21 protein-coding genes and 8 tRNA genes are annotated in these 25,310 nt (G+C 63.7%); 11 read left to right on the forward strand and 18 right to left on the reverse strand.

Translation table 11 applies throughout. The features are described 5' to 3' along the window. Nucleotides 1–43 precede the first annotated feature (43 nt). Both rlmB and rnr read right to left on the reverse strand, forming a co-directional pair. Nucleotides 44–874: a 23S rRNA (guanosine(2251)-2'-O)-methyltransferase RlmB gene (gene rlmB, locus CYJ07_RS05595; protein WP_104202705.1), complete on the reverse strand. Its 831-nt coding sequence runs from the start codon at nt 872–874 to the stop codon at nt 44–46. Further along, nucleotides 874–3,273 carry a ribonuclease R gene (gene rnr, locus CYJ07_RS05600; protein WP_104202706.1) on the reverse strand — a complete coding sequence of 800 codons (2,400 nt, stop codon included), beginning with the start codon at nt 3,271–3,273 and terminating at the stop codon, nt 874–876. The genes rlmB and rnr overlap by 1 nt, the downstream gene beginning before the upstream one ends. Nucleotides 3,274–3,504: 231 nt before the next feature. Here rnr and CYJ07_RS05605 point away from each other — a divergent pair. The 3 genes from CYJ07_RS05605 (at nt 3,505) to CYJ07_RS05615 (ending at nt 3,859) form a co-directional block, all read left to right on the forward strand. Beyond that, nucleotides 3,505–3,591: transfer RNA gene (locus CYJ07_RS05605), tRNA-Leu, on the forward strand. Between the two features lie 58 nt (nt 3,592–3,649). Next, nucleotides 3,650–3,736 (forward strand) — tRNA-Leu (locus CYJ07_RS05610). Between the two features lie 36 nt (nt 3,737–3,772). Beyond that, nucleotides 3,773–3,859 (forward strand) — tRNA-Leu (locus tag CYJ07_RS05615). A 105-nt stretch (nt 3,860–3,964) separates the two neighbouring features. On the opposite strand, the gene CYJ07_RS05620 is transcribed toward CYJ07_RS05615, so the two are convergent. The 5 genes from CYJ07_RS05620 to coxB form a co-directional block, all read right to left on the reverse strand. After that, entirely contained in the window at nt 3,965–4,849 is an 885-nt protein-coding gene (locus CYJ07_RS05620; RefSeq protein WP_104202707.1) for a DNA/RNA non-specific endonuclease, read from the reverse strand. 77 nt (nt 4,850–4,926) lie between these two features. Then, on the reverse strand, nt 4,927–5,202 hold the full coding sequence (locus tag CYJ07_RS05625; RefSeq protein ID WP_104202708.1) for an Lrp/AsnC family transcriptional regulator: 276 nt from the start codon (nt 5,200–5,202) through the stop codon (nt 4,927–4,929). Between the two features lie 116 nt (nt 5,203–5,318). Continuing rightward, the gene (locus CYJ07_RS05630) at nt 5,319–5,669 is read right to left on the reverse strand and encodes a hypothetical protein (RefSeq protein WP_104202709.1); all 351 of its coding nucleotides are present in this window, start codon (nt 5,667–5,669) and stop codon (nt 5,319–5,321) included. Next, a complete protein-coding gene (ctaD, locus tag CYJ07_RS05635; protein ID WP_104202710.1) occupies nt 5,666–8,197 on the reverse strand; it encodes a cytochrome c oxidase subunit I in 2,532 nt (843 codons plus the stop codon). The genes CYJ07_RS05630 and ctaD overlap by 4 nt, the downstream gene beginning before the upstream one ends. Next, on the reverse strand, nt 8,194–9,153 hold the full coding sequence (gene coxB / locus CYJ07_RS05640) for a cytochrome c oxidase subunit II (protein ID WP_231489543.1): 960 nt from the start codon (nt 9,151–9,153) through the stop codon (nt 8,194–8,196). Before coxB ends, ctaD begins: the two co-directional genes overlap by 4 nt. 138 nt (nt 9,154–9,291) lie before the next feature. On the opposite strand from coxB, the gene CYJ07_RS05645 reads away from it, so the two are divergent. Continuing rightward, nucleotides 9,292–9,756 carry a DUF2231 domain-containing protein gene (locus CYJ07_RS05645; RefSeq protein WP_104202946.1) on the forward strand — a complete coding sequence of 155 codons (465 nt, stop codon included), beginning with the start codon at nt 9,292–9,294 and terminating at the stop codon, nt 9,754–9,756. A gap of 47 nt (nt 9,757–9,803) precedes the next feature. On the opposite strand, the gene CYJ07_RS05650 is transcribed toward CYJ07_RS05645, so the two are convergent. After that, the gene (locus CYJ07_RS05650; protein WP_104202711.1) at nt 9,804–10,226 is read right to left on the reverse strand and encodes a CopD family protein; all 423 of its coding nucleotides are present in this window, start codon (nt 10,224–10,226) and stop codon (nt 9,804–9,806) included. A 346-nt stretch (nt 10,227–10,572) separates the two neighbouring features. On the opposite strand from CYJ07_RS05650, the gene CYJ07_RS05655 reads away from it, so the two are divergent. Next, nucleotides 10,573–10,887 (forward strand): high-potential iron-sulfur protein, encoded by a 315-nt coding sequence (locus tag CYJ07_RS05655; protein ID WP_104202712.1) that lies wholly within the window; start codon nt 10,573–10,575, stop codon nt 10,885–10,887. A gap of 75 nt (nt 10,888–10,962) precedes the next feature. Here the strand turns inward: CYJ07_RS05655 and CYJ07_RS05660 are convergent, their stop codons facing one another. The 10 genes from CYJ07_RS05660 to CYJ07_RS05705 form a co-directional block, all read right to left on the reverse strand. Further along, complete coding sequence (locus tag CYJ07_RS05660; protein WP_104202713.1) at nt 10,963–12,519, reverse strand: SpoVR family protein; 1,557 nt, start codon at nt 12,517–12,519, stop codon at nt 10,963–10,965. Between the two features lie 17 nt (nt 12,520–12,536). Then, on the reverse strand, nt 12,537–13,820 hold the full coding sequence (locus CYJ07_RS05665; protein ID WP_104202714.1) for a YeaH/YhbH family protein: 1,284 nt from the start codon (nt 13,818–13,820) through the stop codon (nt 12,537–12,539). Nucleotides 13,821–13,844: 24 nt separating this feature from the next. Continuing rightward, nucleotides 13,845–15,767: a PrkA family serine protein kinase gene (locus tag CYJ07_RS05670; protein ID WP_104202715.1), complete on the reverse strand. Its 1,923-nt coding sequence runs from the start codon at nt 15,765–15,767 to the stop codon at nt 13,845–13,847. A 465-nt stretch (nt 15,768–16,232) separates the two neighbouring features. After that, nucleotides 16,233–18,176: an FAD-dependent oxidoreductase gene (locus tag CYJ07_RS05675; RefSeq protein WP_479688550.1), complete on the reverse strand. Its 1,944-nt coding sequence runs from the start codon at nt 18,174–18,176 to the stop codon at nt 16,233–16,235. Nucleotides 18,177–18,455: 279 nt separating this feature from the next. Then, nucleotides 18,456–18,532, reverse strand: a tRNA-Asp gene (locus CYJ07_RS05680). A gap of 3 nt (nt 18,533–18,535) precedes the next feature. Then, a tRNA-Val gene (locus CYJ07_RS05685) sits at nt 18,536–18,612 on the reverse strand. Nucleotides 18,613–18,659: 47 nt separating this feature from the next. Then, nucleotides 18,660–18,736: transfer RNA gene (locus CYJ07_RS05690), tRNA-Asp, on the reverse strand. Between the two features lie 27 nt (nt 18,737–18,763). After that, nucleotides 18,764–18,840, reverse strand: a tRNA-Asp gene (locus tag CYJ07_RS05695). Between the two features lie 50 nt (nt 18,841–18,890). Then, a tRNA-Val gene (locus CYJ07_RS05700) sits at nt 18,891–18,966 on the reverse strand. A 137-nt stretch (nt 18,967–19,103) separates the two neighbouring features. Next, nucleotides 19,104–19,832, reverse strand: a complete 729-nt coding sequence (locus tag CYJ07_RS05705) for an alpha/beta family hydrolase (protein WP_331280920.1) — start codon at nt 19,830–19,832, stop codon at nt 19,104–19,106. A gap of 160 nt (nt 19,833–19,992) precedes the next feature. On the opposite strand from CYJ07_RS05705, the gene ccoN reads away from it, so the two are divergent. The 6 genes from ccoN (at nt 19,993) to CYJ07_RS05735 (ending at nt 25,300) form a co-directional block, all read left to right on the forward strand. Further along, the gene (gene ccoN / locus CYJ07_RS05710; RefSeq protein ID WP_104202717.1) at nt 19,993–21,420 is read left to right on the forward strand and encodes a cytochrome-c oxidase, cbb3-type subunit I; all 1,428 of its coding nucleotides are present in this window, start codon (nt 19,993–19,995) and stop codon (nt 21,418–21,420) included. A gap of 22 nt (nt 21,421–21,442) precedes the next feature. Further along, nucleotides 21,443–22,051, forward strand: a complete 609-nt coding sequence (ccoO, locus tag CYJ07_RS05715; protein WP_104202718.1) for a cytochrome-c oxidase, cbb3-type subunit II — start codon at nt 21,443–21,445, stop codon at nt 22,049–22,051. A gap of 2 nt (nt 22,052–22,053) precedes the next feature. Then, nucleotides 22,054–22,293, forward strand: a complete 240-nt coding sequence (locus tag CYJ07_RS05720) for a cbb3-type cytochrome oxidase subunit 3 (RefSeq protein WP_104202719.1) — start codon at nt 22,054–22,056, stop codon at nt 22,291–22,293. Further along, nucleotides 22,290–23,219 (forward strand): cytochrome-c oxidase, cbb3-type subunit III, encoded by a 930-nt coding sequence (gene ccoP, locus CYJ07_RS05725; protein ID WP_104202720.1) that lies wholly within the window; start codon nt 22,290–22,292, stop codon nt 23,217–23,219. The genes CYJ07_RS05720 and ccoP overlap by 4 nt, the downstream gene beginning before the upstream one ends. A gap of 126 nt (nt 23,220–23,345) precedes the next feature. Further along, nucleotides 23,346–24,785 (forward strand): cytochrome c oxidase accessory protein CcoG, encoded by a 1,440-nt coding sequence (ccoG, locus tag CYJ07_RS05730; RefSeq protein WP_104202721.1) that lies wholly within the window; start codon nt 23,346–23,348, stop codon nt 24,783–24,785. Nucleotides 24,786–24,790: 5 nt separating this feature from the next. Next, the gene (locus CYJ07_RS05735) at nt 24,791–25,300 is read left to right on the forward strand and encodes a FixH family protein (protein WP_104202722.1); all 510 of its coding nucleotides are present in this window, start codon (nt 24,791–24,793) and stop codon (nt 25,298–25,300) included. Nucleotides 25,301–25,310: the final 10 nt, after the last annotated feature.

Genomic DNA, 25,310 nt, shown 5'->3' on the forward strand with positions numbered 1-25,310 from the left:
ATTCTAGTGAGCCACGCCGCCACTTGCAAGGCGGCGAGCGATTTCAATCCCGGCCCGCGCCGCGCTGACGAACCGCCTCGAACAGGCAGATGCCTGTGGCCACCGAGACGTTGAGGCTGGAGACGCTGCCGGTCATGGGCAACTTGACCAGACCGTCGCAGGCCTCACGGGTCAAACGACGCATACCCTTGCCTTCGGCCCCCATCACCAGGGCCGTGGGGCCGGTGAGATCGGCATCGAAGAGCATCGTCTCCGCTTCGCCCGCGGTTCCGGTGATCCAGACGCCGAACTCCTTGAGTCGGGCCAGGGCACGCGCCAGGTTCACGACCTGGTAGGCCGGCACGCTCTCCGCAGCGCCGCAGGCAACCTTGCGCACCGTGGCATTGAGCGGTGCGGACTTATCCTTGGGCACGATCACGCCGTGCACGCCGGCGGCGTCGGCGCTACGCAGACAGGCACCGAAGTTGTGCACGTCGGTCACTCCGTCGAGCACCAGCAGCAAGGGAGGCGCCTCGTGGGGCCAGGCTTCGAGCTTGAACCACAGCGACGCTTCGCTCTCGAAGGCCAGCGGCGCGGCGAAGGCGACGATGCCCTGATGAGAAGCTTCCCGCGCCAGCTCGTCCAGCACTTCTCGCGGCTGGTTTCGCACGCGACAACCGCCGGCGCGGACCTGTTCGACCAGCTCGGCCAGCCGAGCCGTCGCATCGCCCTCCTGCACCCACAGCTCGCGTGGCGTTTCGCCTCGCTGCAGCAGGGCTCGTACCGCATGCACGCCGAATACCGCATCGAGACCGCCGGGCACGCCGGGCAGCTCCGACTTGCGGCGTGCCGCCCCTCTTCCTGCCTCGCGCGACCTGCCCTTGCGACCTGACATCAGCCGCGCGCCCTCGACTTGCGCGGCCCGCGGCGACGCTTGCCGCCCTTGCCACGCTCGCCCTTGTCGTCGTCCTTGCCCTTGCCGCTGGCGGGACGCGGCGTATCCGTCGCCTCGGCGCCGCCCCGGCGCTTGCGCGGCTGACGCTTGGGACGCGGCTTCTCGTCCTCGAGCACGAAGTCGATCTTGCGCTCGTCGAGGTCGACCCGAGCCACCTGCACCGTGACGCCATCGCCCAGGCGATAGCTCATGCCGGTGCGCTCGCCCTTGAGACGATGCTTCTCGGGCTCGTAGTGGTAGTAGTCCGAAGGCAGCGAAGTGACATGCACCAGCCCCTCGACATAGAACTCGTCGAGACGCACGAAGATGCCGAACTGGGTCACCGAGACGATGGTGCCTTCATAGACCTCGCCGAGCTTGTCGGACATAAACTCGCACTTGAGCCAGCCCTCGACGTCGCGGGTGGCGTCGTCGGCGCGGCGCTCGGTCATCGAGCAGTGCTCGCCGAGTTCGAGCATCTGCTCGAAGGTGTAAGGTGACCATTTGCTTGGCGGTTCCACCGGCGCCCCTTCGGCACGCAGCACGGTGTTGGTCTGGCGCGGACCGCGGATCACCGAACGAATGGCGCGGTGTACCAGCAGGTCGGGGTAGCGGCGAATCGGCGAGGTGAAATGAGCGTAGGCCGGGTAGGCCAGGCCGAAGTGCCCCTCGTTGTGAGGCGAATAGACCGCCTGGCTCATTGAACGCAGCATCACGGTCTGGATCACGTCCGCGTCCGGACGGCCGCGAATCGCCTCGGCCAGGGCCTGGTAGTCCTGGGGCGTGGGCTCGTCGCCTCCGCCCAACGACAGTCCCAGTTCGTTGAGGAACAGACGCAGCTTGTCGAGACGCTCCGGCGAGGGACGCTCGTGGATACGGTACAGCGCCGGCAGGTCGTGCTTGTCGAGGAAACGGGCGGTGGCGACGTTGGCCGCCAGCATGCACTCCTCGATGAGCTTGTGGGCGTCGTTGCGCGTCCGCGGCACGATCTTCTCGATCTTGCGCTCCTCGGTGAAGATGATCGCCGTCTCGGTGGTCTCGAAGTCGATGGCGCCGCGCTCTTCGCGGGCCTGACGCAATACCTTGTAGAGCGCGTGCAGGTTCTGCAGTGACGGCACCAGCTCGCGATGCTCCTCACGCAGCGCATCACCTTCGGGGTCGTCCGCGTCGAGGATGGACGCCACCTTGTTGTAGGTCAGGCGCGCATGCGAGCGAAACACTGCCTCGTAGAAATGGTAACGACTGATCGTCCCGCCCTTGGAGATGTTCATCTCGCAGACCAGAGCCAGACGGTCGACATGGGGATTGAGCGAGCACAGCCCGTTGGAGAGCAGCTCGGGCAGCATCGGCACCACCTGCCCGGGGAAATAGACCGAATTGCCGCGGCGGATCGCCTCCTCGTCCAGTGGGCTGCCGGGGCGCACGTAGTGCGACACGTCGGCGATCGCGACGAGCAGCTTCCAGCTGCCGGACTTGGTCTTCCAGGCGCATACCGCGTCGTCGAAGTCCTTGGCGTCCTCGCCGTCTATAGTCACCAGCGGCACGTCGCGTAGATCGATGCGGTGCTGCTTGTCCTGCTCGGCCACCTCGGCGGACATCTCGGCGATCTGATCGTGCACCTCGGGCGGGAACTCGGCCGGGATCTCGTAGCTGCGAATGGCGATGTCGATTTCCATGCCCGGATCCATGCGTTCGCCGAGCACCTCGACCACCTCCCCTACCGGCTGCACGCGGGTATCGGGCTGCTGCACGATCTTGGCCGACACCACCTGGCCATCCTGGGCACCGCCGCAGGCGCTGTGCGGAATGATCACTTCCTGGGTGATGCGCGGGTTCTCGGGAATCAATACGCCGAATTCCGAGGTATTCGCACGGAAGACACCGACGATGGTCTGGGTATTGCGCGCCAACACCTCGGCGATGGTCGCCTCGTCGCGACCGCGGCGATCGCGCCCGCTGATACGCACCAGTACGTAGTCGCCATGAAAGACTCGGCGCATCTGGCGTGGCGGCAGCACCAGGTCGGGCTTCTTGCCGTCGTCGCGCAGCACGAAGCCGAAGCCGTCGCGATGGCCCAATACCTTGCCCTTGATCAGATCGAGCTTGTCGATCAGCGCATAGGCGCCGGCCCGGTTGCGCAGTACCTGGCCGTCTCGTTCCATGGCCGCCAGGCGTCGGCGCACCGCTTCCTGCAGGTCCTCGTCGTCGAGGCCCAGCATGCGGCTCATCTTCTCGTGGGTGATCGGCTTGCCGTACTCTTCCAGGCGGGCCAACAGGTACTCGCGGCTGGGTGCCGGCTTGTCGTACTTGTGGGCTTCGCGGCTGGCGTGGGGGTCGTCGCTGAGCGTCCAATGGGTCATGCGTGGGGCATCCTTGGCAACCAGGGCAGCGTTCGGGAAAGGGCGCTGGCGAGGCACCGCGCGCGTGGGATATTGCTAATGGAGTCGTTTGTCATGCCCGCAGTATAGCGCCGGCGCCGTTGCGACCCAACCATGGCCGTTACCCGGCATCATGTACCGGATGAAATTTCTCGTCTTCACCTCATGGCACTCTTGCAATGGGGCCCAAATTGGGTAACATACGCGTCGCCTGCCCAGATGGCGGAATTGGTAGACGCGCTAGCTTCAGGTGCTAGTATCCTTACGGATGTGGAGGTTCAAGTCCTCTTCTGGGCACCATTTGATTCAATGGTCGGGTAGGCGCCCACGCTCTTTGTCAGCTCGATTCGCCGTGCTCGCCCAGGTGGCGGAATTGGTAGACGCGCTAGCTTCAGGTGCTAGTGTCCTTACGGACGTGGAGGTTCAAGTCCTCTCCTGGGCACCATCCCTCGGGACCGCGAACACGACGACTGCATGATGCGCCCAGGTGGCGGAATTGGTAGACGCGCTAGCTTCAGGTGCTAGTATCCTTACGGATGTGGAGGTTCAAGTCCTCTCCTGGGCACCACGCTTTTCATAAGCACATCGCGTCATGCAGCAAATGGCAACGACACAGGAAACCGCGATACGAAGATCGCGGTTTTTTTGTGCTCAGCGCCTCCATGGTGGCTGATCAATACCTGGCCGGCAGCCGAGCCACCTCCTCCAGCGCCCACCCCCGAGTCGTCACCCGCCCTTCCAGCCTCTCGGCGACTGCTTCGGGCAACTGCGGAAAGAAATTCAGCCCGGTGCGCGCCTCCACCTCGTCGACGCTCACCAAAAAGTCGTCCAGCGGTTCATCGCCGCGAACCTGCTGCGGCATGATGAAGGCCAGTGCCAGCGGCTCCTCGGCCGGTACCACGACGATCTTGTAGAAAGCCTCGGGAATCTCCACCAACCCCACCCGCTGGGTCACGTTATCGAAAAAGCGCTCGGGAAACACCGGACCGGTGATTATCTGCACCACACCGAAGCGCGGCACGAAGTGATCGATCACTACCTCTTCCAGGCGCTGCCACAGCCGTCGATTGAGATCGGGCCGCTGGGGCGAGATGTTGCTCATCAAGAACGACTGCCGCTGGGCCTCGCGTCCGTGCACCGTGGCGATGGCATAATTGGGCGCCAGGTGGCCTCGGTCGTAGCCGCTGCCGAAGTAACTCTCGGTGGAGATCGGCCACAGGGTGCGCCAATCCTGACGAAAATCGGGCCGCTGGCCGGCTCGCGGGTCCTCGACCTCATGCAGCAGATAGCTGACCCAGAGCGGGTTGACCCGAACGTCCGACCAGCCCACCAAGAAGCCGTCGTTGCGTAGCACGCGATACACGGAAAGCGGCGTGAGGCGCTCCCAGGCGGGAACGCCCATCCAGCTCAGCTGGTCGCGGTAGGCCTGCTCCTGGCCGTACCACAGGCCGCTGCCGACCAGCACGAATACGAGAGTCACGGCGAATCGGCGCAGCCGTGGGCGCCAACGCGGGAGCGACGCGCGTCGGCGCCGCGACCGTGAGCGAGCAGTGGCCATTCGTAACGATCCAGGCAAGAGACCGTCGACCTATGCCGACGGTCGTAAGAGAATGAAGCGGCTAACGCGGCGCTCGCTTACCAGCCCAACGAGAACATGGTCTCCAGGTCGTGGCGGGAATGCACTTGCATGGCGTTGAGGGTCTCGGTGTCGCGAATGCCATCGACCGCGTTGAGACGTTCGGTGACCAGCTCGGCCAGGCTCTCGAAGTCACGGGTACGGGCGATCGCCACCAGATCGTAGCGGCCGCAGGTGGAATAGACCTCGCTGATGCCCTCGACATCGGCGAGCCGCTCGGCAACCGCCTTGACCTGCCCTTTGTCGGTGTTGATCAGGATCACGGCATTCTGCATCGGGCACCCTCCCCGGTTAGGTATTCGTGCGGCATGCACCGCCGCGCTGGCGCGAGTATAACAGGCCGCACGCTATGGCTGAATCCGCCAGGCTTGGCCGCCACGCTTCGCGCCGGCTAGATACAGGGCGGTAGAAACATCACCGGATAGCCGACGAACAGGGTCGCGCCTGCGGAAAACAGATAGATGCCCGCCGAGGCGAGGGCGAAGAATCGCTCTCGCCGCACCTGGGTCCGTCGCGACGCCTTCATGCAGGCCCAGGTCAGCCATAGCAACAGTATCGCCGTGCCCAGGGTCGACACGCCCAGCACCACGTTGATGCCGGTCAGGGCATCGCGGTCGGGAGATGGCGGCGCTACCGTGCAGGCGACCGACAGCCCGCCGTAGATGGCCACGAACCAGATCCCCCAGAGCGTCAGGCCGCCGACCAGATGGATCGGGTGGGTCAATCTCAGCAAATGACTCATGAGGTCCCTCCCAGAACTGTCGGCATGACCCAGATGGCCACGAAGAGGCTCCAGTAGACCACCAGGTTGTAGTACCACAGGCGCAACACCACCACCGGTTCCAGGGGGGCCTCCGCGCCGACGAAGCCATAGCCCACTCGCAGCCCCTGAAGCAGACACAGCAGGGCGCCCAGCAGCGCGTGGATCAATATGTAGAGCAGTGCCACCAGCAGCGTAGCGTCATGCGCGCTCTCGGTGGGCGCGAGCTTCGCCAGCCAGATCGTCCCGATCAGCAGCACTGACTGCAGCGCACCAAGTATCGCGACGACGAAAAGTCCCGTGCCCAGGCTGGCGTCGTGGCCGCGCCGCAGCCGCCGTACCAGTTTGGCCAACAGCAGTATGCCAAGCGTCAGCGCAACTCCGGCGCCGACCAGCAATGGCCACGCAAGCGGTGATGCGGCCGGCATCTGCCACTCTGGGGCCACGGTCCAGAGATAGAACCAGCCGAACAGCAGGGAAAGATAGAGCGAACCGTTGGCCAGATGGGAAACCGACATGGTCCATACGCCAGGGCCGTTCATGGTTCGAGAATGCAGCGGCGGCTGGCCGGGTGCCACCGTGGCGTCGGGCGCAGCCTTGGGGTGCGCCCCGTTCTCCCACGACCAGCGCAGCAGGAACCCCACGGCCACCAGCGTTGCGGCAGCGGCCAGCGGATAAAGCCTCACCAGCAGGCTGATGCATACCAGCGCCAGGGTCAGGGCGGCGAGCAGCGGCCACCAGGAGTTGGTCGGCAGATGAATGACCTCGCGCAGTTTGCCGGTAAGTGGATCGCTGCCCCAGGTCTCGCGACGCCCATGGTCGATGGTGGCCAGACCGTGCTGGCCCTCGAGGATGGTGCGCGGCAGCTCCGGTGCATCCCATAGCGGATTTCGCGTTTCGAGTCGGGGCAGGCTGACGAAGTTGTAGGGGGTGGGCGGCTTGGGCATGGCCCACTCCAGTCCGTCGGCATTCCAGGGATTCTGCGACGCCGGCTTGCCGAAGCGGAAGTGCAAGGCCACATCGAGGATCAGCAACGCCACCCCGCCCGCCATCATGAAGCCGCCGACCGACGAAATCAGGTTGTAGATGTCCCAGCCCATGGCGGTATCGTAGGTGAATACCCGCCTGCGCATGCCCAGCAGTCCCGTCCAGTGCATGATCAGGAAGGTGATGTTGAAACCGAGGAAGATCAGCCAGAAGCTCCACTTGCCCAGCCGCTCGGAGGGCATGCGGCCCGACACCTGAGGCAGCCAGTAATAGAGCCCGGCCAGCAGCGGGAACAGCATGCCGCCCACCAGCACGTAGTGCATGTGGGCCACCACGAAGTGGGTATCGTGCACCTGCCAGTTGAACGGCACCAGCGCCAGCATCACCCCGGTCAACCCGCCCAGCACGAAGATGACCAGAAAGCCGAGGATCCATAGCATCGGCAACGACATGACCGGCCGCCCCAGCCACAGCGTCGAGAGCCAGACGAATATCTGGATGCCGGTGGGGATCGCCACCAGCATGCTCGCCGCCGAGAAGAATGCCGTCGCCAGCTGTGGGATGCCGAGAGTAAACATGTGGTGCACCCACAGGCCGAAGCTGACGAACCCCATGATGACGATCGCCGCCACCACCCAACCGTAGCCGACGATGGGGCGCCGAGCGAAGACCGGGATCAGCGTCGCGACGATACCCGCTCCCGGCAGAAAGATGATGTAGACCTCGGGGTGGCCGAACAGCCAGAACAGATGCGCCCACAGTACCGGGTCGCCGCCGCCGGCGGGGTCGAAGAACGGCATGCCGGTGGCGCGCGCGAGCTCGAGCAGGATGCTGCCCAGTATCAGCGGCGGGAACCCCACCACGATCATCAGCGCCATGGCCAGGATGTACCAGGCGAACAGCGGCATCTTGTGCAGCGCCATCCCCTCGGTACGAGTACGCAGGATCGATACCACCAGCTCCACCCCCGCGGAAAGCGCTGAGATCTCGACGAAGGTGATGCCCAGCAGCCAGAAGTCCGAACCGCTGCCGGGCGAGTAATCGCCGCTGCTCAACGGGGTGTACATGAACCAGCCGCTGTTGGGGGCCATGTCCAGGAACAGGCTCGATGTGAGAATGATGCCGCCGAACAGATAGCAGAAGTAGCCGAAGGCGGTCAGACGCGGGCAGACCAGGTCGCGCGCACCGATCATCTTGGGGATCATGTAGATCGCCAGCCCCTCGAGAATGGGAATGGCGAACAGGAACATCATCACCGTGCCGTGCATGGTGAAGACCTGGTTGTAAGTCTCATTCGACATGAAATTGTTATCGGGAAAGGCGAGCTGAGTGCGAATCAGCATCGCCAGCAGCCCCCCGATCAGGAAGAAGACCGCCCCGGTGGCCATGAAGCGCAGCCCCAGAGTGGTGTGGTTGACCACGGTCAGCGCACCGAGGCCGCGCGGGTTGGCCCAGACCCTGGCCAGGCCCTCGTGAAGCCGGCGGGTCTCGGGCGTCAGGGAAGCATCCTTGCTCTCGCTCATGGTTCCAGTGTCTCCAGCCAGGCACCGATGTCCTGCAACGTCTCGGTCTCGATGTGGTTGTGAGGCGGCATCCGGTTACCCGGCTTGAGCGTCTGGTGATGCTGCAGCCAGTAGGCGATAGCCCCCTCTTCCATGGGCAGCTCACCGGCGCCTAGCGTCGGGCGCGAGCCGATGTCCGTGAGGTCCGGCCCCTCGATGTCGTGTTCGACATCGTCGACGACCAGCACCTTGGGAAAGCCGGCGACCCGGTGGCAGGCCGCGCAGTGCTCGCCGAAGGCGCGGATCGTATCGTCCTCCTCGATCGGCTCGGGCGCTGCGCGCCGTTCGGCTAGCCAAGCGTCGTAGTCTTCGCGTTCCAGCGCCTCGACGTGCAGCTGCATGCCGGTGTGCTGAGCACCGCAGAACTCGGCGCACTGGCCGCCGAAGACCCCCGGCGAATCGGCCTCGAGGCGAATGGTGCTAAAACGCCCCGGCACCATGTCGCGCTTGCCTCCCAGGCGGGGCAGCCAGAAGGCATGGATGACGTCGGCGCTGCCGAGTCGAAAGTCGACCGGTTCCCCCGCCGGCATCACCAGCCGGTTGGCGGTGACGACATCGGCCTCTCCCTCGCCACCGGGATAGCGCACCTCCCACCACCATTGATGGCCAATCACCTCGATGCGCTCAGGGTCGGCATCCGTCAGCGGCAGGGGCAGCATGCCCCGCCCGGTGGGCGCAGCGAAGATCATCAGCGCCACGATGCTGACCACCGGCAGCAGGATGCCGCCACCCAGCACCCAGCGCAGCATGACGCGACGCTCCTCGCGTGGCGTGCGCTCGGGTTGGTGGCGACGACGAAACGTGTAGAGCCATAGTGCATACACGCCGAGCGATACGACGACGGTGACGATGAGCATGGCCCACCAGATCCAGAACTGGCTTCGCGCGGCCGGCCCGGTCGGGTCGAGTATCGACATCTCGCCAGCACAACCGGCAAGCAGCCACACGAGCGGGAGCCCGGCGAGCCGCCCGGGCCGGCGTGGGCAGTTGACCGCACGCGCCCCAAGGCGTTGAATGCAGGGTAGTCGACCTATCCGATCGCAAAGGACGCGAACATGGCTGACGAACCGAAACGCTCGATCAAGAGCCGCGCCGCCATCGTCGGACATCCCCTGCATCCCACCATGGTGCACTTTCCCATTGCCTGCCTGATGCTGGTGGTCGGCAGCGATGCCGCCTTTCTCCTCACCGGCGACCGGTTCTGGGCCCAGATGGGGCTGTGGCTGGCGGGAGTGGGCGCACTGGGCGGCTGGGCCGCCAGCATCGCGGGTCTGATCGACCTGATCACGGTGCGACGCATCCGCCACATGATCATGGGCTGGTGCCACGCCATACTGGCCGTGATGATGCTGTCGCTGGCTTCGCTCAACTGGCTGTGGCGCTACCTGGACCCCGTCGACCTGATGCCCTGGGCAATTGGGCTCACGCTGATGACGGCGGGGCTGATCATCTTGGCCGGCATTATCGGCGGCATGCTCGTCTACGACAGGGCGGTGGGCGTCGAGATCGACGACAAGTGAAACGGGACATGCACGGCGGGTCGAATAGCGCATTGTGACTCTCCTTGTCATGCCTCGAAGGGGGTGCTCAATACCAGCACCAACACCACCAGCATCAGCGCGGCCGCCGTCATCGCGATCAGGGCGCTGGCCGCTACCAGCCCACGCCGCCGCTTCCGTTCCAGCCGCACAATCAGCGCCCCGCACAGCACATGGCACAGCACCATGCCGCTGACGGCGGTGAGCTTCAGCACCAGCCAGCCTCCCGCTATCTGTCCGACAATGAACAGCAGGGTTCCGCTCATGATCGCGAGCAGGGCGAACGGCGTGGCGATATGAGTGAAAAGAAAACGCAGGATGATCGGCGCGGGCACATCGAACGAGGAAGCACTGCGCGACTTGGCGTTGGCGAGCAGCAGCGCCGGCAGGTAGAGAAGCGCCCCGCACCAGCAGACCAGCGTGGCAATATGCAGGAATTTAATCCACGTCATGACAGCGTCCTTGCGGTCCAGTGTGAAGCTACCCTACCCAATGTAGAGAACCTGAGCCAGGCCTACCGCTACCGGCACCAACCGGCCTCTCGCCCCGGCACAGCGCCCTTGCTTACCGGACGTATCGCGACGCAATCCCCCGATACCTTACAGCAACGTCGAGATACGCACGGCAATTGCTCTTGCAGAAGAAAAAGTGTTTCCTCTGCTTAACTTCATCCAGCCGGACCCCATACACCTCGCCGTGACAACGCAGCGTTGGGGCATACCCCGCTCACCCTATGCGCCATGCTGCACGTTGGGGTGACGATATGCATTGAATCGTGCCAGAGCAGGAGACCTCACGATGGGCAAACAGAGCCGACGCGCATTCCTTCGCAACAGCCTGCTGGGCGTAGCCGCCCTGCCCTTGGGTGTCGGCATCCTTTCGCGCCAGTCCTACGCTCAGGAACTGCCGCGCCTGGACCCGAATGACGAACAGGCCCAGGCCCTGAATTATGTCGAGGACGCCGAGCAGGCCAGCGACCATCCTTCCTACGAAGAGGGGGAAGTCTGCGCGAACTGCATGTTCTTCGAACGACGCAGCCAGAGCTGCCAACTTTTTCCCCAGAACAGCGTCGAACCCGACGGCTGGTGTCAATCATGGGTCACTCGTGACTGACGCCAAGCCCTGACTCGCCATCGACAGCGCTGCCCAGGCGCTGTCGCTTCTCCTCCTCCCACTCCTTTAAGCCTTCTACTCCTGGACTTCCTCGTCCGGAAGCGGCCATTGGTAACGCCGCACGACGCTGCCATCCTCCGAAATCGACTCGAGCCGCACGGGAAACCCCCACAGCTGGTGAAGATGCCGGATCACCGGGTAGACGCTGCGCCCCAGCGGTCGGCGAGTATCCTGTACATGATGCAGGGTCAGTGAGCGGTTGCCCCGGATATTGGCCTCATAGACCTGGATGTTGGGCTCCCGCAGCGATAGGGCATACTGCGACGCCAGTGCCTCGCGTACCCGCCGATAGCCACGCTCGTCGTGGATGGCGGCCACTTCGAGCATCTCCTCCTGATCGTCGTCGACGATGGCGAACAGTTTCAGATCGCGAATCACCTTGGGCGAGAGGAACTGCTGAATGAACGATTCATCCTTGAAGTTGCGCATGGCGAAGTGCACGGTTTCCAGCCAATCCCCCCCCGCCGTATCGGGGAACCATTCGCGATCCTCGTCGGTGGGATCCTCGCACATGCGCTTGATATCGCTGAACATGGCGAACCCCAGCGCATAGGGGTTGATCCCGTTGTAGAAGGGGCTGTCGAAGCCGGGCTGGCTGACCACGGCGGTATGCGACTGGAGGAACTCGAGCATCAGCCCCTCGTCGACCAGCCCCTCGTCGTAGAGGCGGTTCATCAGCGTATAGTGCCAGAACGAAGCCCACCCCTCATTCATTACCTGGGTCTGACGCTGGGGGTAGAAGTACTGCGCCAGCTTGCGCACGATGCGTACGATCTCACGCTGCCAAGGCGCCAACAGCGGCGCGTTCTTTTCAATGAAGTAGAGCAGATTCTCCTGGGGCTCGGGCGGATAACGCCCCCCTGAACGCAATCCCAGCGGATCGTCGCTGTCCTCCGTGCCGCCGGGCAGGGTATCGACCGACTGGCGCCCGGGAATGGTGCGCCACAAGGTATTGACCTGAGCCTGCAGGTACTCCGCACGCTCCGCCTGGCGCCGCACCTCCTCTTCGGCGGAGATCGGCGACGGCCGCTTGTAGCGATCCACGCCGTAGTTCTGCAGCGCATGGCAGGCGTCGAGCAGTTGCTCTACCGCCGTCACGCCATGGCGCTCTTCGCATTCGGCCACGTACTTGCGTGCGAATACCAGGTAATCGACGATCGAGCTGGCATCGGTCCAGGTGCGGAACAGGTAGTTGCCCTTGAAGAAGGAGTTGTGCCCGTAGCAGGCGTGTGCCATCACCAGCACCTGCATCATCAGGGTATTCTCCTCCATCAGGTAGGCAATGCAGGGGTCCGAATTGATGACCAGTTCGTAGGCCAGCCCCATCTGGCCGCGCCGATAAGCCTGTTCCACCGCCAGGAACTGCTTGCCAAACGACCAATGGTGATAGCCCACCGGCATGCCCACGCTGGCGTAGGCATCCATCATCTGTTCGGTGGTGATGATCTCTATCTGATTGGGATAGGTGTCCAGCCGGTACTCGTCGGCCAGGCGGGCCAGCTCCTGCTCATAGGCTTCGAGCACCTCGAAGTTCCAGTCGGATCCGGTGGCAATCGGCTTGCGTCGGGTCATGGTGCCTCCTCATCCGCTCAGTGGGCGGCGCGGCGCTTGAACAGCTCGCGGAAAACCGGATAGATGTCGCCCGCCTCGACGATCTGGCGCATGGCGAAGCGGTCTGGGTACTCGGCGGCAACCGATTCGTACTCTTCCCATAGCGCCTGGTGCGCATGCGGCGTGATCTCCACATAGGTGTAGTACTGCAGGCGCGGCATCAGGGTCTTCACCAGCCGCTCACGGCAGGTAACGGAGTCGTCATCCCAGTTGTCGCCATCCGAGGCCTGCGCCACGTAGAGGTTCCATTGCGACGGCGGGTAACGCTTGGTAATAATCTCGTCAACCAACGTCAGGGCGCTGGAGACGATCGTGCCACCGGTCTCCCGCGAGTAGAAGAACTCCTCCTCATCGACCTCCTTGGCCGCGGTATGGTGGCGCACGAAGACCAGCTCGACCTTCTCGTAGTTGCGCTCGAGAAAGAGATACAGCAGCAGGAAGAAGCGCTTGGCAATGTCCTTGTGCGCCTGGGTCATCGACCCCGAGACGTCCATCACGCAGAACATTACTGCCTTACTCGACGGCTGCGGCTGATTGATCAGATTGTTGTAGCGCAGGTCGTAGGTATCGATAAACGGCACCGCCTCGAGACGCTTCTCGAGCCGTTCGATCTCCGTCTTGAGTTCGCTGATGCGCGATGGGTTACGCAGCACCGGATCCTTGCGCTCCTCCTCGGCCAGCGCCTCCTGCGCTTCGCGCAGGGCGCGGCGTATGGGAGCGCGCATGGCGATACGCCGGGCATACGCCTCGCGCATGGATCGCACGATATTGATCCGCGACGGGACTCCGTCGCGGGAAACCCCGGCGCGCACCGGCTTTACTTCATCCAGGTCCTTGAGCGCCTTGCGCTCGAGATGCGGCAGTTCCAGACCATCGAAGACGAAGTCGAGAAACTCCTCGCGGGTCAGGGAGAAGGCGAACTCGTCCATGCCTTCGCCCTGGTTGGAGGCACTGCCCTCGCCGGAGCCCCCGCCGCCACCGCCGCCGCTGGGGCGACGCAGGCGGTCACCCTCGACGAATTCCTTGTTGCCGGGGCTGACAATGGTGCGCTTGCCCCCCGGGCCGTGCTGGAAGACCGGCTCGGAGATGTCCCGCGCGGGAATCGAGACCTTCTCGCCGCGCTCCATGTCGGTGATAGAACGCCGATTGACCGCCTCCTCCACCGAGCGCTTGATGTGCGCCCGGTAACGATCGAGAAAGCGCTGGCGGTTTACGGCGCTCTTGTTCTTGGCATTGGCGCGTCGATCGATGAAATAGGTCATGCTGACCTCCTGGCTCGCGCCGGCTTACTGCGATTTGCGCACCCGCAGGTACCACTCGGAGAGCAGGCGCACCTGTTTCTCGGTGTAGCCCCGATCCTTCATGCGTTCCACGAAGTCCTCATGCTTCTTCTGATCCGCTGTCGACGCCTTGGCGTTGAACGAGATCACCGGCAAGAGTTCCTCGGTGTTGGCGAACATCTTGTGCTCGATCACCCCGCGCAGCTTCTCGTAGGACTGCCAGCTCGGGTTCATACCATTGTTCTGAGCCCGCGCACGCAGCACGAAGTTGACCACCTCGTGCCGGAAGTCCTTGGGATTGGAGATGCCCGCCGGCTTCTCGATCTTCTCCAACTCCTCGTTTAGCGACTGGCGATCGAACAGTTCGCCGGTCTCGGGATCGCGATACTCCTGGTCCTGAATCCAGAAATCGGCGTAGGTGACATAACGGTCGAAGATGTTCTGGCCGTACTCCGAATAGGATTCGAGATAGGCGGTCTGGATCTCCTTGCCGATGAAGTCGACGTAGCGAGGCGCCAGGAATTCCTTGATATAGCGCAGGTAACGCTCGAAGGTCTCCTTGGGCAGATGCTCCTGCTCGAGGCGCTGCTCCAGCACGTAGAGCAGATGCACCGGGTTGGCGGCGATCTCGTGATTGTCGAAGTTGAAGACTTTCGACAGGATCTTGAAAGCGAAGCGGGTCGAGAGCCCTTCCATGCCCTCGTCAACCCCAGCGGCATCGCGATACTCCTGGATCGACTTGGCCTTGGGGTCGGTATCCTTGAGATTCTCGCCGTCGTAGACGCGCATCTTCGAATAGATGCTGGAGTTTTCGGGCTCCTTGAGCCGCGAGAGCACCGAGAACTGCGCCAGCATGCGCAGGGTATCGGGGGCACAGGGCGCCTGGTCGAGCGAGGAGTGCTCGAGCAGCTTCTTGTAGATGTTGATCTCTTCCGTCACGCGCAGGCAGTAGGGCACCTTGACGATGTAGACACGATCGAGGAAAGCCTCGTTGTTGCGGTTGTTACGGAATGCCTGCCACTCGCTCTCGTTGGAGTGCGCCAGCACGACGCCGTCGAAGGGAATCGCCCCCATGCCTTCGGTGGGGTTGTAGTTGCCCTCCTGAGTGGCGGTAAGCAGCGGATGCAGCACCTTGATCGGTGCCTTGAACATCTCGATGAACTCCATCAGCCCCTGGTTGGCCTTGCACAGCCCACCGGAGAAGCTGTAGGCGTCCGGATCGTCCTGGGAGTAGAGCTCGAGCTGACGGATGTCGACCTTGCCCACCAGAGAGGAGATGTCCTGGTTGTTTTCGTCGCCCGGTTCGGTCTTGGAGATGGCGATCTGGTTGAGCCGCGAGGGATATAGGCGCACCACACGGAACTGCGAGATGTCGCCGCCATACTCCTTGAGTCGCTTGGCCGCCCACGGCGACATGATGCTCTTAACGTAACGGCGCGGGATGCCGTACTCCTTCTCCAGCAGCTCGCCATCCTCCTCGGGCGAGAACAGCCCCAGCGGTGACTCGTAGACCGGCGACCCCTTGATGGCATAGAAGGGGATCCGCTCCATCAGCAGCTTGAGCCGCTCGGCAAGCGAGGACTTGCCGCCCCCCACCGGCCCCAGCAGATAGAGGATCTGCTTGCGCTCCTCGAGCCCCTGGGCTGCATGGCGGAAGTAGGCCACGATCTGCTCGATCGCCTCCTCCATGCCATAGAACTCAGAGAACGCTGGATAGCGGCGAATCACCTTGTTGGAGAAGATCCTCGAGAGCCGTGGATCCTTGGCGGTGTCGATCACCTCGGGCTCGCCGATGGCCTTCAGCATACGCTCGGCGGCACTGGCATAGGCCATGGGATCCTCGCGACACAGCTCCAAGTACTCCTGCAGGGTCATTTCCTCCTGCTGGACACGAGAGAAGCGGTTCTGCACATGATCGAAGATGCTCATCGAAGCCTCCTGTTTGGCCACCCCTTGAACCATCTGGTATCAGATGGCCGCCTCGGGTCACTCAACCTCGGGTTACTCATCAGCCTAGACAGCATCCGGGCCTAATGGGCGGCAAAATATCAACGCAGTGGATGACTAACCATGAGAACGCAGGGAGCGTCGAGGGTTCGCTAATAAACTATTTCGTTCAGTCAACGCTGCTATGACGCAGCGCCAATGCGCTCGCCCGCCCCTGATCAGCGCAGCTGAGAGAGCAGTCGAACCAGGGGCCAAGCCGCGTGGTGCGCGGCCTGCCGGCTATTATAGAAGCATGAGATACCTAGGTGGCGTTCGGCAACGACAAGGCCCGGCGCAGTGGCCGGGCCCGGATGAACGACCCGCGCAACGGGGTCGTGAATATGAGCAAGAGATTTCATCAGCGTAGCTGGCCCCGCGAATATCGCTCTCAACGCAAGGCCGGCCGGGTCACAGCCCGGCTGCCACTCTCGTTCCCTGGTCGATGGCGCGCTTGGCGTCGAGCTCGGCGGCTTCGTCGGCGCCGCCGATCAGATGCACCGCCACGCCGGCCTCCTTGAGCGGCTCGAGCAGTTCGCGCACCGGGTCCTGGCCGGCGCAGATCACCACGCTGTCCACCTCGAGCAGCCGCGGTTCCTCGTTGTGACGGATGTGCAACCCCTCTTCGTCGATACCGACATACTCGCAGCCGGCCAATGCCTCGACGCCGCGATGGCGAAGCGACATCCGGTGTACCCAGCCGGTGGACTTTCCCAGCCCCTTGCCCGGCTTGGAGGACTTTCGTTGCAGCAGGAAGACCTGGCGTGGCGTGTCGGGGCGCACGGGAGGGCGAACGCCGCCGCGTTCGGTGACGCTCAGGTCGACACCCCATTCGGCGCACCACGCCTCTCTATCCAGCGCAGGATGCCCCGCATGAGTGAGCAGTTCGGCCACGTCGAAGCCGATGCCGCCGGCGCCGATGATCGCCACCCGCCGCCCCACCCGCTCGGGATGCAGAATCGCCATGGGATAGCTCATGACCTTGGGATGATCGATGCCCGGCAGCTCGAGGCGGCGCGGGCGCACACCGGAAGCCAGAATCACGGCATCGAAGGCGCGTAACGTCTGCACATCCGGCTCGACGCCGAGCTTCACCGACACGCCATGCTTGTCGAGCATGACCCGGAAGTAGCGCAGAGTCTCGTCGAACTCCTCCTTGCCGGGAATCTTGCGCGCCAGGTTGAACTGCCCGCCCAGCTCCTTGGTACGCTCGAATAGCACCACCCGGTGGCCGCGTCGGGCGGCGGTGAGTGCCGCCGCCAGTCCCGCCGGACCGCCGCCGACCACGGCGACATCACGCGGCGTCTCGGCCGGCAACACTTCGAGCTCGGTCTCGTGACACGCCTGGGGGTTGACCAGACAGGAGGTCAGCTTGCCCTGGAACGTGTGATCCAGACACGCCTGGTTGCAGGCGATGCAGGTATTGATCTCGTCGGCGCGTCCTTCGGCGGCCTTGGCCACCCAGGCCGGATCGGCGAGGAAGGGACGCGCCATGGACACCATGTCGGCGTGCCCTTCGGACAGGACCCGCTCGGCCACGTCGGGCATGTTGATACGGTTGGTGGTGATCAGCGGAATCGTGAGCTCGGCCTTCATGCGTCGGGTCACTTCGGTGAAGGCCGCCCGCGGCACGCTGGTGACGATGGTGGGCACGCGCGCCTCGTGCCAGCCGATGCCGGTGTTGATCATGCTGGCACCGGCCGCTTCGACGGCCCGACCCAGGGTGACGACCTCCTCCCAGGTACTGCCCTCTTCCACCAGGTCGATCATCGACAAGCGAAATATGATCAAGAACTCATCGCCTACCGCTTCCCGGATACGCCGGACGATCTCAACCGCCAGACGCATGCGATTCTCGAAGGCGCCGCCCCAGCGGTCGTCGCGCCGGTTGGTACGCAGACACAGGAACTGGTTGATCAGGTAGCCTTCGGAACCCATGACTTCGACGCCGTCGTAGCCGGCTTCGCGTGCCAGGGAGGCGCAACGCACGTAATCGTCGATCTGGCGCTCCACCTCGTCGCCGCTGAGCTCGCGTGGGGCAAAGGGATTGATCGGCGCCTGGATCGGCGACGGTGCCACCAGCTCGGGGGTATAGGCGTAACGCCCGGCATGAAGAATTTGCATGCAGATGCGTCCATCCTCGGCGTGAACCGCCTCGACCACGTGGCGATGGTCCACGACCTGCTCGGCACGCTCCAGCGTGGCCGCTCCCTGAAAGACCGCCCCCTCCGGATTGGGCGCGATGCCGCCGGTGACGATCAGCCCCACTCCCTGGCGCGCACGTTCGGCATAAAAGGCCGCCAGACGCTCGAAGCCATGGGGTGCCTCTTCGAGGTTGGTATGCATGGAACCCATCAGCACGCGGTTGGGCAGGGTCAGGTGACCCACCTCGAGCGGACGGAAAAGATGAGGATAGCGCACGCCAGACTCCTCCTGAAATTCGGTCACGGCTGTTTTCAAACAACTGTATGATAGCCAGGCGGGATGCGCAAAGGAAAAAGATATCCCGCCAACGACGGGCCGGCACCAGGCCGGCGCCACCGAGCGCGGCTGAGGCGCTGCTAGGCGAAAAGCGGAGTGAGTATAGACGAAACGAAAGACCCCGAGCCGCAGGGCTCGGGGTCGAAAACGTAATGGCGGACCGGACGGGACTCGAACCCGCGACCTCCGGCGTGACAGGCCGGCATTCTAACCGACTGAACTACCGGTCCGCATGGTGGGTGATACCGGACTCGAACCAGTGACCCCCAGCATGTGAGGCTGGTGCTCTAACCAACTGAGCTAATCACCCACGGGTATCGCATCGCTGCGATGAGGACTTGTCAAACCAGGACATCATGGCGGACCGGACGGGACTCGAACCCGCGACCTCCGGCGTGACAGGCCGGCATTCTAACCGACTGAACTACCGGTCCACAACAGATGACGCTAGCTGGAAACGATGGCGGACCGGACGGGACTCGAACCCGCGACCTCCGGCGTGACAGGCCGGCATTCTAACCGACTGAACTACCGGTCCGCTGCTGCTTCCTACGTGATCGCACGCTATCGCTTGCTATTCGAGAGCGATGGTGGGTGGTACAGGGTTCGAACCTGTGACCCCCAGCTTGTAAGGCTGGTGCTCTCCCAGCTGAGCTAACCACCCCGGTCACGTGGCGCTGAATTCTACAGGGATCGTCTTGGTTGTCAATGCCTTTCGCCGCTTATCATGGTGGTCGAATGCCAGGATCGCGACGTGCGACAGCCCCGCGCGGCTGAAGCCCGTGCCAGCCGTGGCATGGCCTATGTCACGGTCCGATTCTCGCGCATGAAAGCAGCGATTGCCGCCGCGCCCTCCTCGATCAGACCCTCCTGGGTATAACCCGAGGCTCGGCGAGGCTTCCAGTCGTGATCGCCATCCTCCAGCCAATGTACCCGAGCCTGCCCCAGCGCGTAGCCGACGACTTCCTCGCGCGTGCCGAAGGGGTCACGGCTGCCCTGCACCACCAGGGCAGGGCAATCGATCAGCGGCCAGTGCGACAGGCGCAGGTTGTCGGGCTTGCCCGGAGGATGGAAAGGGTAGCCGCACAGCACCAGGCCGGCGGCCCGGTCACGTGCCGCCAAAAGACTGGCGGCGCGCCCACCCATCGACTTGCCTCCGAGCCACAGGGTACCTCCTTGCGGATGTGTCAGAATGTCGCACCAGCGCGACAATTCTTCTACGAGGCGGTCAATGCGTGGCGGCGGAATTCGTCTCGCTTCCCGACGCATGCGTTGCATATAGGCGAACTCGATCGCCAGGGTCTGAACCCCCTGCACACTGAGCGCATCACGCAAACGACTCATATAGGTCGACGCCTGCCCAGCCCCCGCACCATGGGCGATCAGCAGGCGTCCGGTGCTTCCGTCGCCACGAATGTCGAGCGGACCGTAGCCTTCGACGAGCCAATGACCGGGTTCCCGGTCGAGCCCCCGCTCGCGCAGCGAAATGGGCCCAATGGCTAACGGAGTAAATCGTGCAAAGTCCGACACGCGTCAAATTCCTATACGAGTTTCGCCGGTATCCTAGTTTCAGTCTGTCAGGCGGCTGCGCTAGAATCCGCCCTGCTTTCTGACCTGCATCACCCACCGGGGACCCCGTCATGGCCTTCGCCATCGCGAGTTCCCGTTACGCGTTCGATGGGAACCTGACATGAGCACAGCACTAGAGCACCCGACCTACAACTACAAGGTAGTTCGGCAGTTCGCGATCATGACAGTGGTGTGGGGCATCGTGGGCATGCTCCTCGGTGTCATCCTCGCCTCGCAACTGGTATGGCCGCAACTCAATCTTGATCTGCCGTGGACGAGCTTCGGCCGCCTGCGTCCGCTGCACACCAATGCCGTCATCTTCGCCTTCGGCGGCTCCGCCCTGATGGCGACTTCCTACTACGTGGTACAGCGGACCTGCCAGACACGGCTGTTCTCCGACAGGCTCGCCGCGTTCACCTTCTGGGGCTGGCAGGCCGTGATCGTGTCCGCCGTCGTCACGCTGCCGCTGGGCTACACCACCACCAAGGAGTACGCCGAGCTCGAGTGGCCGATCAACATCCTGATTGCGGTGGTCTGGGTCAGCTATGCCATCGTCTTCCTGATGACCATCAAGCAGCGCAAGACTTCCCATATCTATGTGGCCAATTGGTTCTTCGCCGCTTTCATCCTGACCGTGGCGGTGCTGCATATCGTCAACAATGCCGCAATCCCGGTGACGATGATGTACTCCACCTCCATCTACGCCGGCGCCATCGACGCCATGGTGCAGTGGTGGTACGGCCACAATGCGGTGGGCTTCTTCCTGACAGCCGGCTTCCTCGGCATGATGTACTACTTCGTGCCCAAGCAGGCCGAGCGCCCGGTCTACTCCTATCGCCTGTCGATCGTCCATTTCTGGGCGCTGATCATGGTCTACATGTGGGCCGGCCCGCACCACCTGCACTACACCGCGCTGCCCAACTGGGCGCAGTCGCTGGGCATGGTGATGTCGATCATCCTGCTGGCTCCCTCCTGGGGCGGCATGATCAACGGCATGATGACACTCTCCGGCGCCTGGCATAAGCTGCGCACCGATCCCACGCTGCGCTTCCTCGTTGTCGCCCTGTCGTTCTACGGCATGTCCACCTTCGAGGGCCCGATGATGGCGGTGAAGACGGTCAACGCCCTGTCCCACTACACCGACTGGACCATTGGTCACGTGCATGCCGGCGCACTGGGCTGGGTGGCGATGATCACCATCGGCTCCATGTATCACCTGATTCCGCGCCTGTTCGGCCGCACCGAGATGTACTCCGTCGGCATGATCGCCGTGCACTTCTGGCTCGCCACCATCGGCACCGTCCTGTATATCGCCGCCATGTGGGTGAACGGCATCCTGCAGGGGCTCATGTGGCGCGCCATCAACCCCGACGGCACGCTGATGTACACCTTCGTCGAGGCCGTCGAGGCCAGCGGCCCGGGCTATATCGTGCGCCTGATCGGCGGCCTGTTCTGGGTCATCGGCATGCTGATCATGGCCTACAACGTCTTCATGACCGTCAAGCGCAGCCAGGCCCTGAGCCAGCAGCCGCTGCCGCAGACCGCCTGAGCAACCGGGGAAACCGACACCAATGAAACACGAGATCGTCGAAAAGAACGTTGGCCTGCTCGCCGTGCTGATCCTGGTGGTGATCAGCTTCGGCGGCCTGGCCGAGGTCGTGCCGCTGTTCTTCCAGAAACAGACCACGGAACCGGTCGACGGCCTGCGCCCTCTCTCGGCGCTGGAGCTGGAAGGCCGCGACATTTACCGCCGCGAGGGCTGCGTGGGCTGCCATTCGCAGATGATCCGCCCGTTCCGCGCCGAGACCGAGCGCTACGGTCATTACAGCGTGGCCGGCGAATCGGTCTACGAGCACAACTTCCTGTGGGGCTCCAAGCGCACCGGCCCGGACCTGGCCCGTGTCGGCGGCCGCTACAGCGATGACTGGCACCGCGCCCACATGTACAACCCGCGTGACGTGGTGCCGGAGTCGGTGATGCCCGCCTACCCCTGGCTGTTCGAGCGCACCCTCGACGGCGAGGCCACCCCGCGCAAGATGGAAGTCCTGCGCGCCCTGGGCGTGCCCTATACCGACGAGGACATCGAAGGCGCCACGCGCGAAGTGCGCGGCCAGCAAGAGATCACGGCGCTGGTGGCCTACCTGCAGCAGCTGGGAACCGTGCTCGAGGGCACCCGTTGATCATGGATACCGGGACCTTCCGAGGCATCATCACCGGCCTTCTGATCATCGCCTTCCTCGGCATTACCTGGTGGGCCTATTCCCGGCGACGCAAGCCGGACTTCGACGAGGCGGCCCAGTTGCCCTTCGCCGACGATGACGAACAACCGAACCGAGACAGCAGCGCCTCGCAGCAGCGCTCGCCCCGCGAGCAGGAAAGCGAAGCCGATTCCCGTAAAGACAGGGGAGACGAAAACGCATGAGCAATCTTTGGGATGACTCCCTTTCCGGGTTCTGGAGCGCCTGGATCATCTTGATCACGCTGGGCTCCATCGCCTTCGCTTTCTGGATCCTCTATGCCAACCGCAAGACCGACAAGGTGCCCGATGCCGACGGCAACGTGGAAACCACCGGCCATGCCGCCGACGAGATCGAGGAGTACGACAACCCGCTGCCACGCTGGTGGTTCCAGCTCTATGTCGGCACCGTGGTGTTCTCGCTGGGCTATCTACTGCTCTACCCCGGGCTCGGCAACTTCGCCGGTCTGCTCGGCTGGAGCCAAGAGGGGCAGTGGGAGGAAGAAGTCGCCAGAGCCGAGGAGCACTTCACGCCGATCTTCGTCCAGTATCAGGAGATCCCCATCCCCGAGCTGGCCCAGGACGCCGAGGCCATGCAGGTGGGAGAGCGAATCTTCCTCAACAACTGCGCGGTGTGCCACGGTTCCAACGCGCGCGGTGGCTACGGCTTCCCCAACCTGACCGATGACGATTGGCTCTACGGCGGCGAGCCCGAGCACATCGTCACCACCCTGGTGCGCGGACGCAACGGCCTGATGCCCTCCTGGCAGCAGCTGGGCGAGGCGAACATCGAGAACGTCGCCAACCATGTGCTGTCGCTCTCGGACCTGGAGCACGATGCCGAGCGTGCCGAGCAGGGCGCCGCCGTATTCTCCTCGGTATGTGCCGCGTGTCACGGGCCCGACGGTACCGGCAACGAGGCACTGGGGGCTCCCAACCTGACCAACAATACCTGGCTCTACCTGGCCCCGGGCCAGAGTGTTCTCGACTCGGTGCGCCAGACCCTGCGCAACGGCCGCAATGGCCACATGCCGGCGCAGGAAGCCTATATCGGTGAAGAGCGCGTCCACCTGGTCGCCGCCTACGTCTACAGCCTGCGCGAGCGCGACTGAGGCCACCCGCCCAAGCGGGGATGTGCGACCCGCGGTCGCACATCCCCGCCTGGCGACGGGCTCTCGATACAATGAAGCCACTTCATTGCCTACCCCCGCAGGCCCCGTGCCCGCCGCGAGTCCGACATGATTGAAAAGATCCCCACCCACGACGTGACCCACGACAGCGTGGGTCAACAGCGGCCGCACGACGCGACCCGCCAGGACATGTACGCCAAACGGCGTCATATCTACGTGCGCGAGATCAAGGGCTTCTTCCAGCGTCTCCGCCGGGTGACCAACTGGGTCCTGATGCTGGCCTTCTTCGGCCTGCCGTGGCTCACCTGGGGCGATCGACCGCTGATCTGGTTCGACCTTCCCGGCCGCGAATTCCATATCTTTGCCGCCACCTTCTATCCGCAGGAATTCATGCTGCTGTCGTGGCTGCTGATCATCTGTGCCTTCGGCCTGTTCTTCGTCACCGTATTTGCCGGCCGCGTATGGTGTGGCTATACCTGCCCGCAAAGCGTCTGGACCTTTCTGTTCATCTGGGTGGAGCATCGCCTCGAGGGCTCGCGCAACCGTCGCATCAAGCTCGACAGGCAGCCGCTGACCTTCGACAAGGCCTGGCGCAAGACCGCCAAGCATGCCGCCTGGCTCACCATCGCCCTGGCCACCGGGGTGACCTTCGTCGGCTATTTCACACCGATCCGCGAGCTGGTGGTCGACCTGCCGACGCTCGGGGCGCATGGATGGTCCTACTTCTGGGTCGGCTTCTTTCTCGTTTTCACCTATCTCAACGCCGGCTGGCTACGCGAGCAGGTCTGCATCTACATGTGCCCCTACGCCCGCTTCCAGGGGGTAATGTTCGACGCTGACACCCTGATCGTCTCCTACGATGCGGCCCGCGGCGAACCTCGCGGCGCGCGCAAGAAAAACCTCACCCACGCCCAGGCGCGCGAAGCCGGCCACGGCGACTGTATCGACTGCGATCTATGCGTCCAGGTCTGCCCCACCGGCATCGACATCCGCGACGGGTTGCAGTACGAATGCATCACCTGCGCGGCCTGTATCGACGCCTGCGACAGCGTGATGGATCGGATGGGCTATCCTCGGGGGCTGATTCGCTACACCAACGAGAACGCTCTTGAAGGAAAGCGGTCCCATATCCTGCGCCCGCGCCTGCTCGGTTATCTGGCTGCCCTGCTGGTGATGATCGGGCTGTTCGTGTGGGCCCTGGGCGAGCGAATGCCGCTCGATTTCGAGGCCGAGCGCGAGCGCGGCCAGCTCTATCAGATGACGCGCGACGGGCGCATCAGCAACGTCTATACCTTGACCGTACGCAACCGTGACGACCGCGACCACGACTACCGCCTCGAGGTCAGCGGCATGCCCGGTCTCGAACTCGATACCGATTCGCTTGGCGTCCCGGCCGGCGCCGCTCGTACCTTCGCCATCCAGGTGACCGCGCCGCCCGACGTCATCGAACGCCCCAGTCAACCGATCGTGCTCCATCTACAATCGCGTCAGGACGAGCACATCGCCATCGATCGCGAGACGCGCTTCATCGGCGAGACCCGGAGATAGTGAACATGACGACCCCCTCCCCCTGGTACAAGCAGTTCTGGCCCTGGTTCATGATCGGCCTGCTGTTCTTGGCGATCGCCGTCAGCACCAGCTTCGCCGTGCTGTCGGTGCGCTCCTTCGACGGCTTGGTCCAGGAGGATTATTACGAGCATGGGCGCGCCATCAACATGGAACTCGCCAAGCAGCAGCGTGCCCATGAGCTGGGACTCGCCGCCGACCTGCGCATCGATCCGCTGACCAGCGACATCGTCGTACAGCTGGACGGCGAAGACCGCCCGGAGCGGCTCTACCTGAAAATGATCTTTCCCACGGAGAACGATCGCGATCAAGAGCTCACCCTCGAGCACGTTCGTGACGGCCTCTACCTGGGCCAGGCGCCTGACAACCTGCGCTACCGCTGGTACCTGCAGCTTCATCCCAGTGCCGAGCAGCCCGAATGGCGTTTGGTGGGCGAGGCGAAGCTTCCCAGCGAGGAGAGCTTCACCATGACCCCCCGCGTTCCGGCACGCAGTTGACGCAAACCAC

The organism is Billgrantia saliphila (assembly GCF_002930105.1).
In the GTDB taxonomy this organism is placed as follows: Bacteria; Pseudomonadota; Gammaproteobacteria; order Pseudomonadales; family Halomonadaceae; genus Halomonas; species Halomonas saliphila.

Bases quoted from the DNA above. Each gene is read 5' to 3' on its own strand.
- rlmB (WP_104202705.1), bottom strand. From the start codon at position 874: ATGTCAGGTCGCAAGGGCAGGTCGCGCGAGGCAGGAAGAGGGGCGGCA.
- rnr (WP_104202706.1), bottom strand. From the start codon at position 3,273: ATGACCCATTGGACGCTCAGCGACGACCCCCACGCCAGCCGCGAAGCC.
- CYJ07_RS05620 (WP_104202707.1), bottom strand. From the start codon at position 4,849: ATGGCCACTGCTCGCTCACGGTCGCGGCGCCGACGCGCGTCGCTCCCG.
- CYJ07_RS05625 (WP_104202708.1), bottom strand. From the start codon at position 5,202: ATGCAGAATGCCGTGATCCTGATCAACACCGACAAAGGGCAGGTCAAG.
- CYJ07_RS05630 (WP_104202709.1), bottom strand. From the start codon at position 5,669: ATGAGTCATTTGCTGAGATTGACCCACCCGATCCATCTGGTCGGCGGC.
- ctaD (WP_104202710.1), bottom strand. From the start codon at position 8,197: ATGAGCGAGAGCAAGGATGCTTCCCTGACGCCCGAGACCCGCCGGCTT.
- coxB (WP_231489543.1), bottom strand. From the start codon at position 9,153: ATGTCGATACTCGACCCGACCGGGCCGGCCGCGCGAAGCCAGTTCTGG.
- CYJ07_RS05645 (WP_104202946.1), top strand. From the start codon at position 9,292: ATGGCTGACGAACCGAAACGCTCGATCAAGAGCCGCGCCGCCATCGTC.
- CYJ07_RS05650 (WP_104202711.1), bottom strand. From the start codon at position 10,226: ATGACGTGGATTAAATTCCTGCATATTGCCACGCTGGTCTGCTGGTGC.
- CYJ07_RS05655 (WP_104202712.1), top strand. From the start codon at position 10,573: ATGGGCAAACAGAGCCGACGCGCATTCCTTCGCAACAGCCTGCTGGGC.
- CYJ07_RS05660 (WP_104202713.1), bottom strand. From the start codon at position 12,519: ATGACCCGACGCAAGCCGATTGCCACCGGATCCGACTGGAACTTCGAG.
- CYJ07_RS05665 (WP_104202714.1), bottom strand. From the start codon at position 13,820: ATGACCTATTTCATCGATCGACGCGCCAATGCCAAGAACAAGAGCGCC.
- CYJ07_RS05670 (WP_104202715.1), bottom strand. From the start codon at position 15,767: ATGAGCATCTTCGATCATGTGCAGAACCGCTTCTCTCGTGTCCAGCAG.
- CYJ07_RS05675 (WP_479688550.1), bottom strand. From the start codon at position 18,176: ATGGGTTCCATGCATACCAACCTCGAAGAGGCACCCCATGGCTTCGAG.
- ccoN (WP_104202717.1), top strand. From the start codon at position 19,993: ATGAGCACAGCACTAGAGCACCCGACCTACAACTACAAGGTAGTTCGG.
- ccoO (WP_104202718.1), top strand. From the start codon at position 21,443: ATGAAACACGAGATCGTCGAAAAGAACGTTGGCCTGCTCGCCGTGCTG.
- CYJ07_RS05720 (WP_104202719.1), top strand. From the start codon at position 22,054: ATGGATACCGGGACCTTCCGAGGCATCATCACCGGCCTTCTGATCATC.
- ccoP (WP_104202720.1), top strand. From the start codon at position 22,290: ATGAGCAATCTTTGGGATGACTCCCTTTCCGGGTTCTGGAGCGCCTGG.
- ccoG (WP_104202721.1), top strand. From the start codon at position 23,346: ATGATTGAAAAGATCCCCACCCACGACGTGACCCACGACAGCGTGGGT.
- CYJ07_RS05735 (WP_104202722.1), top strand. From the start codon at position 24,791: ATGACGACCCCCTCCCCCTGGTACAAGCAGTTCTGGCCCTGGTTCATG.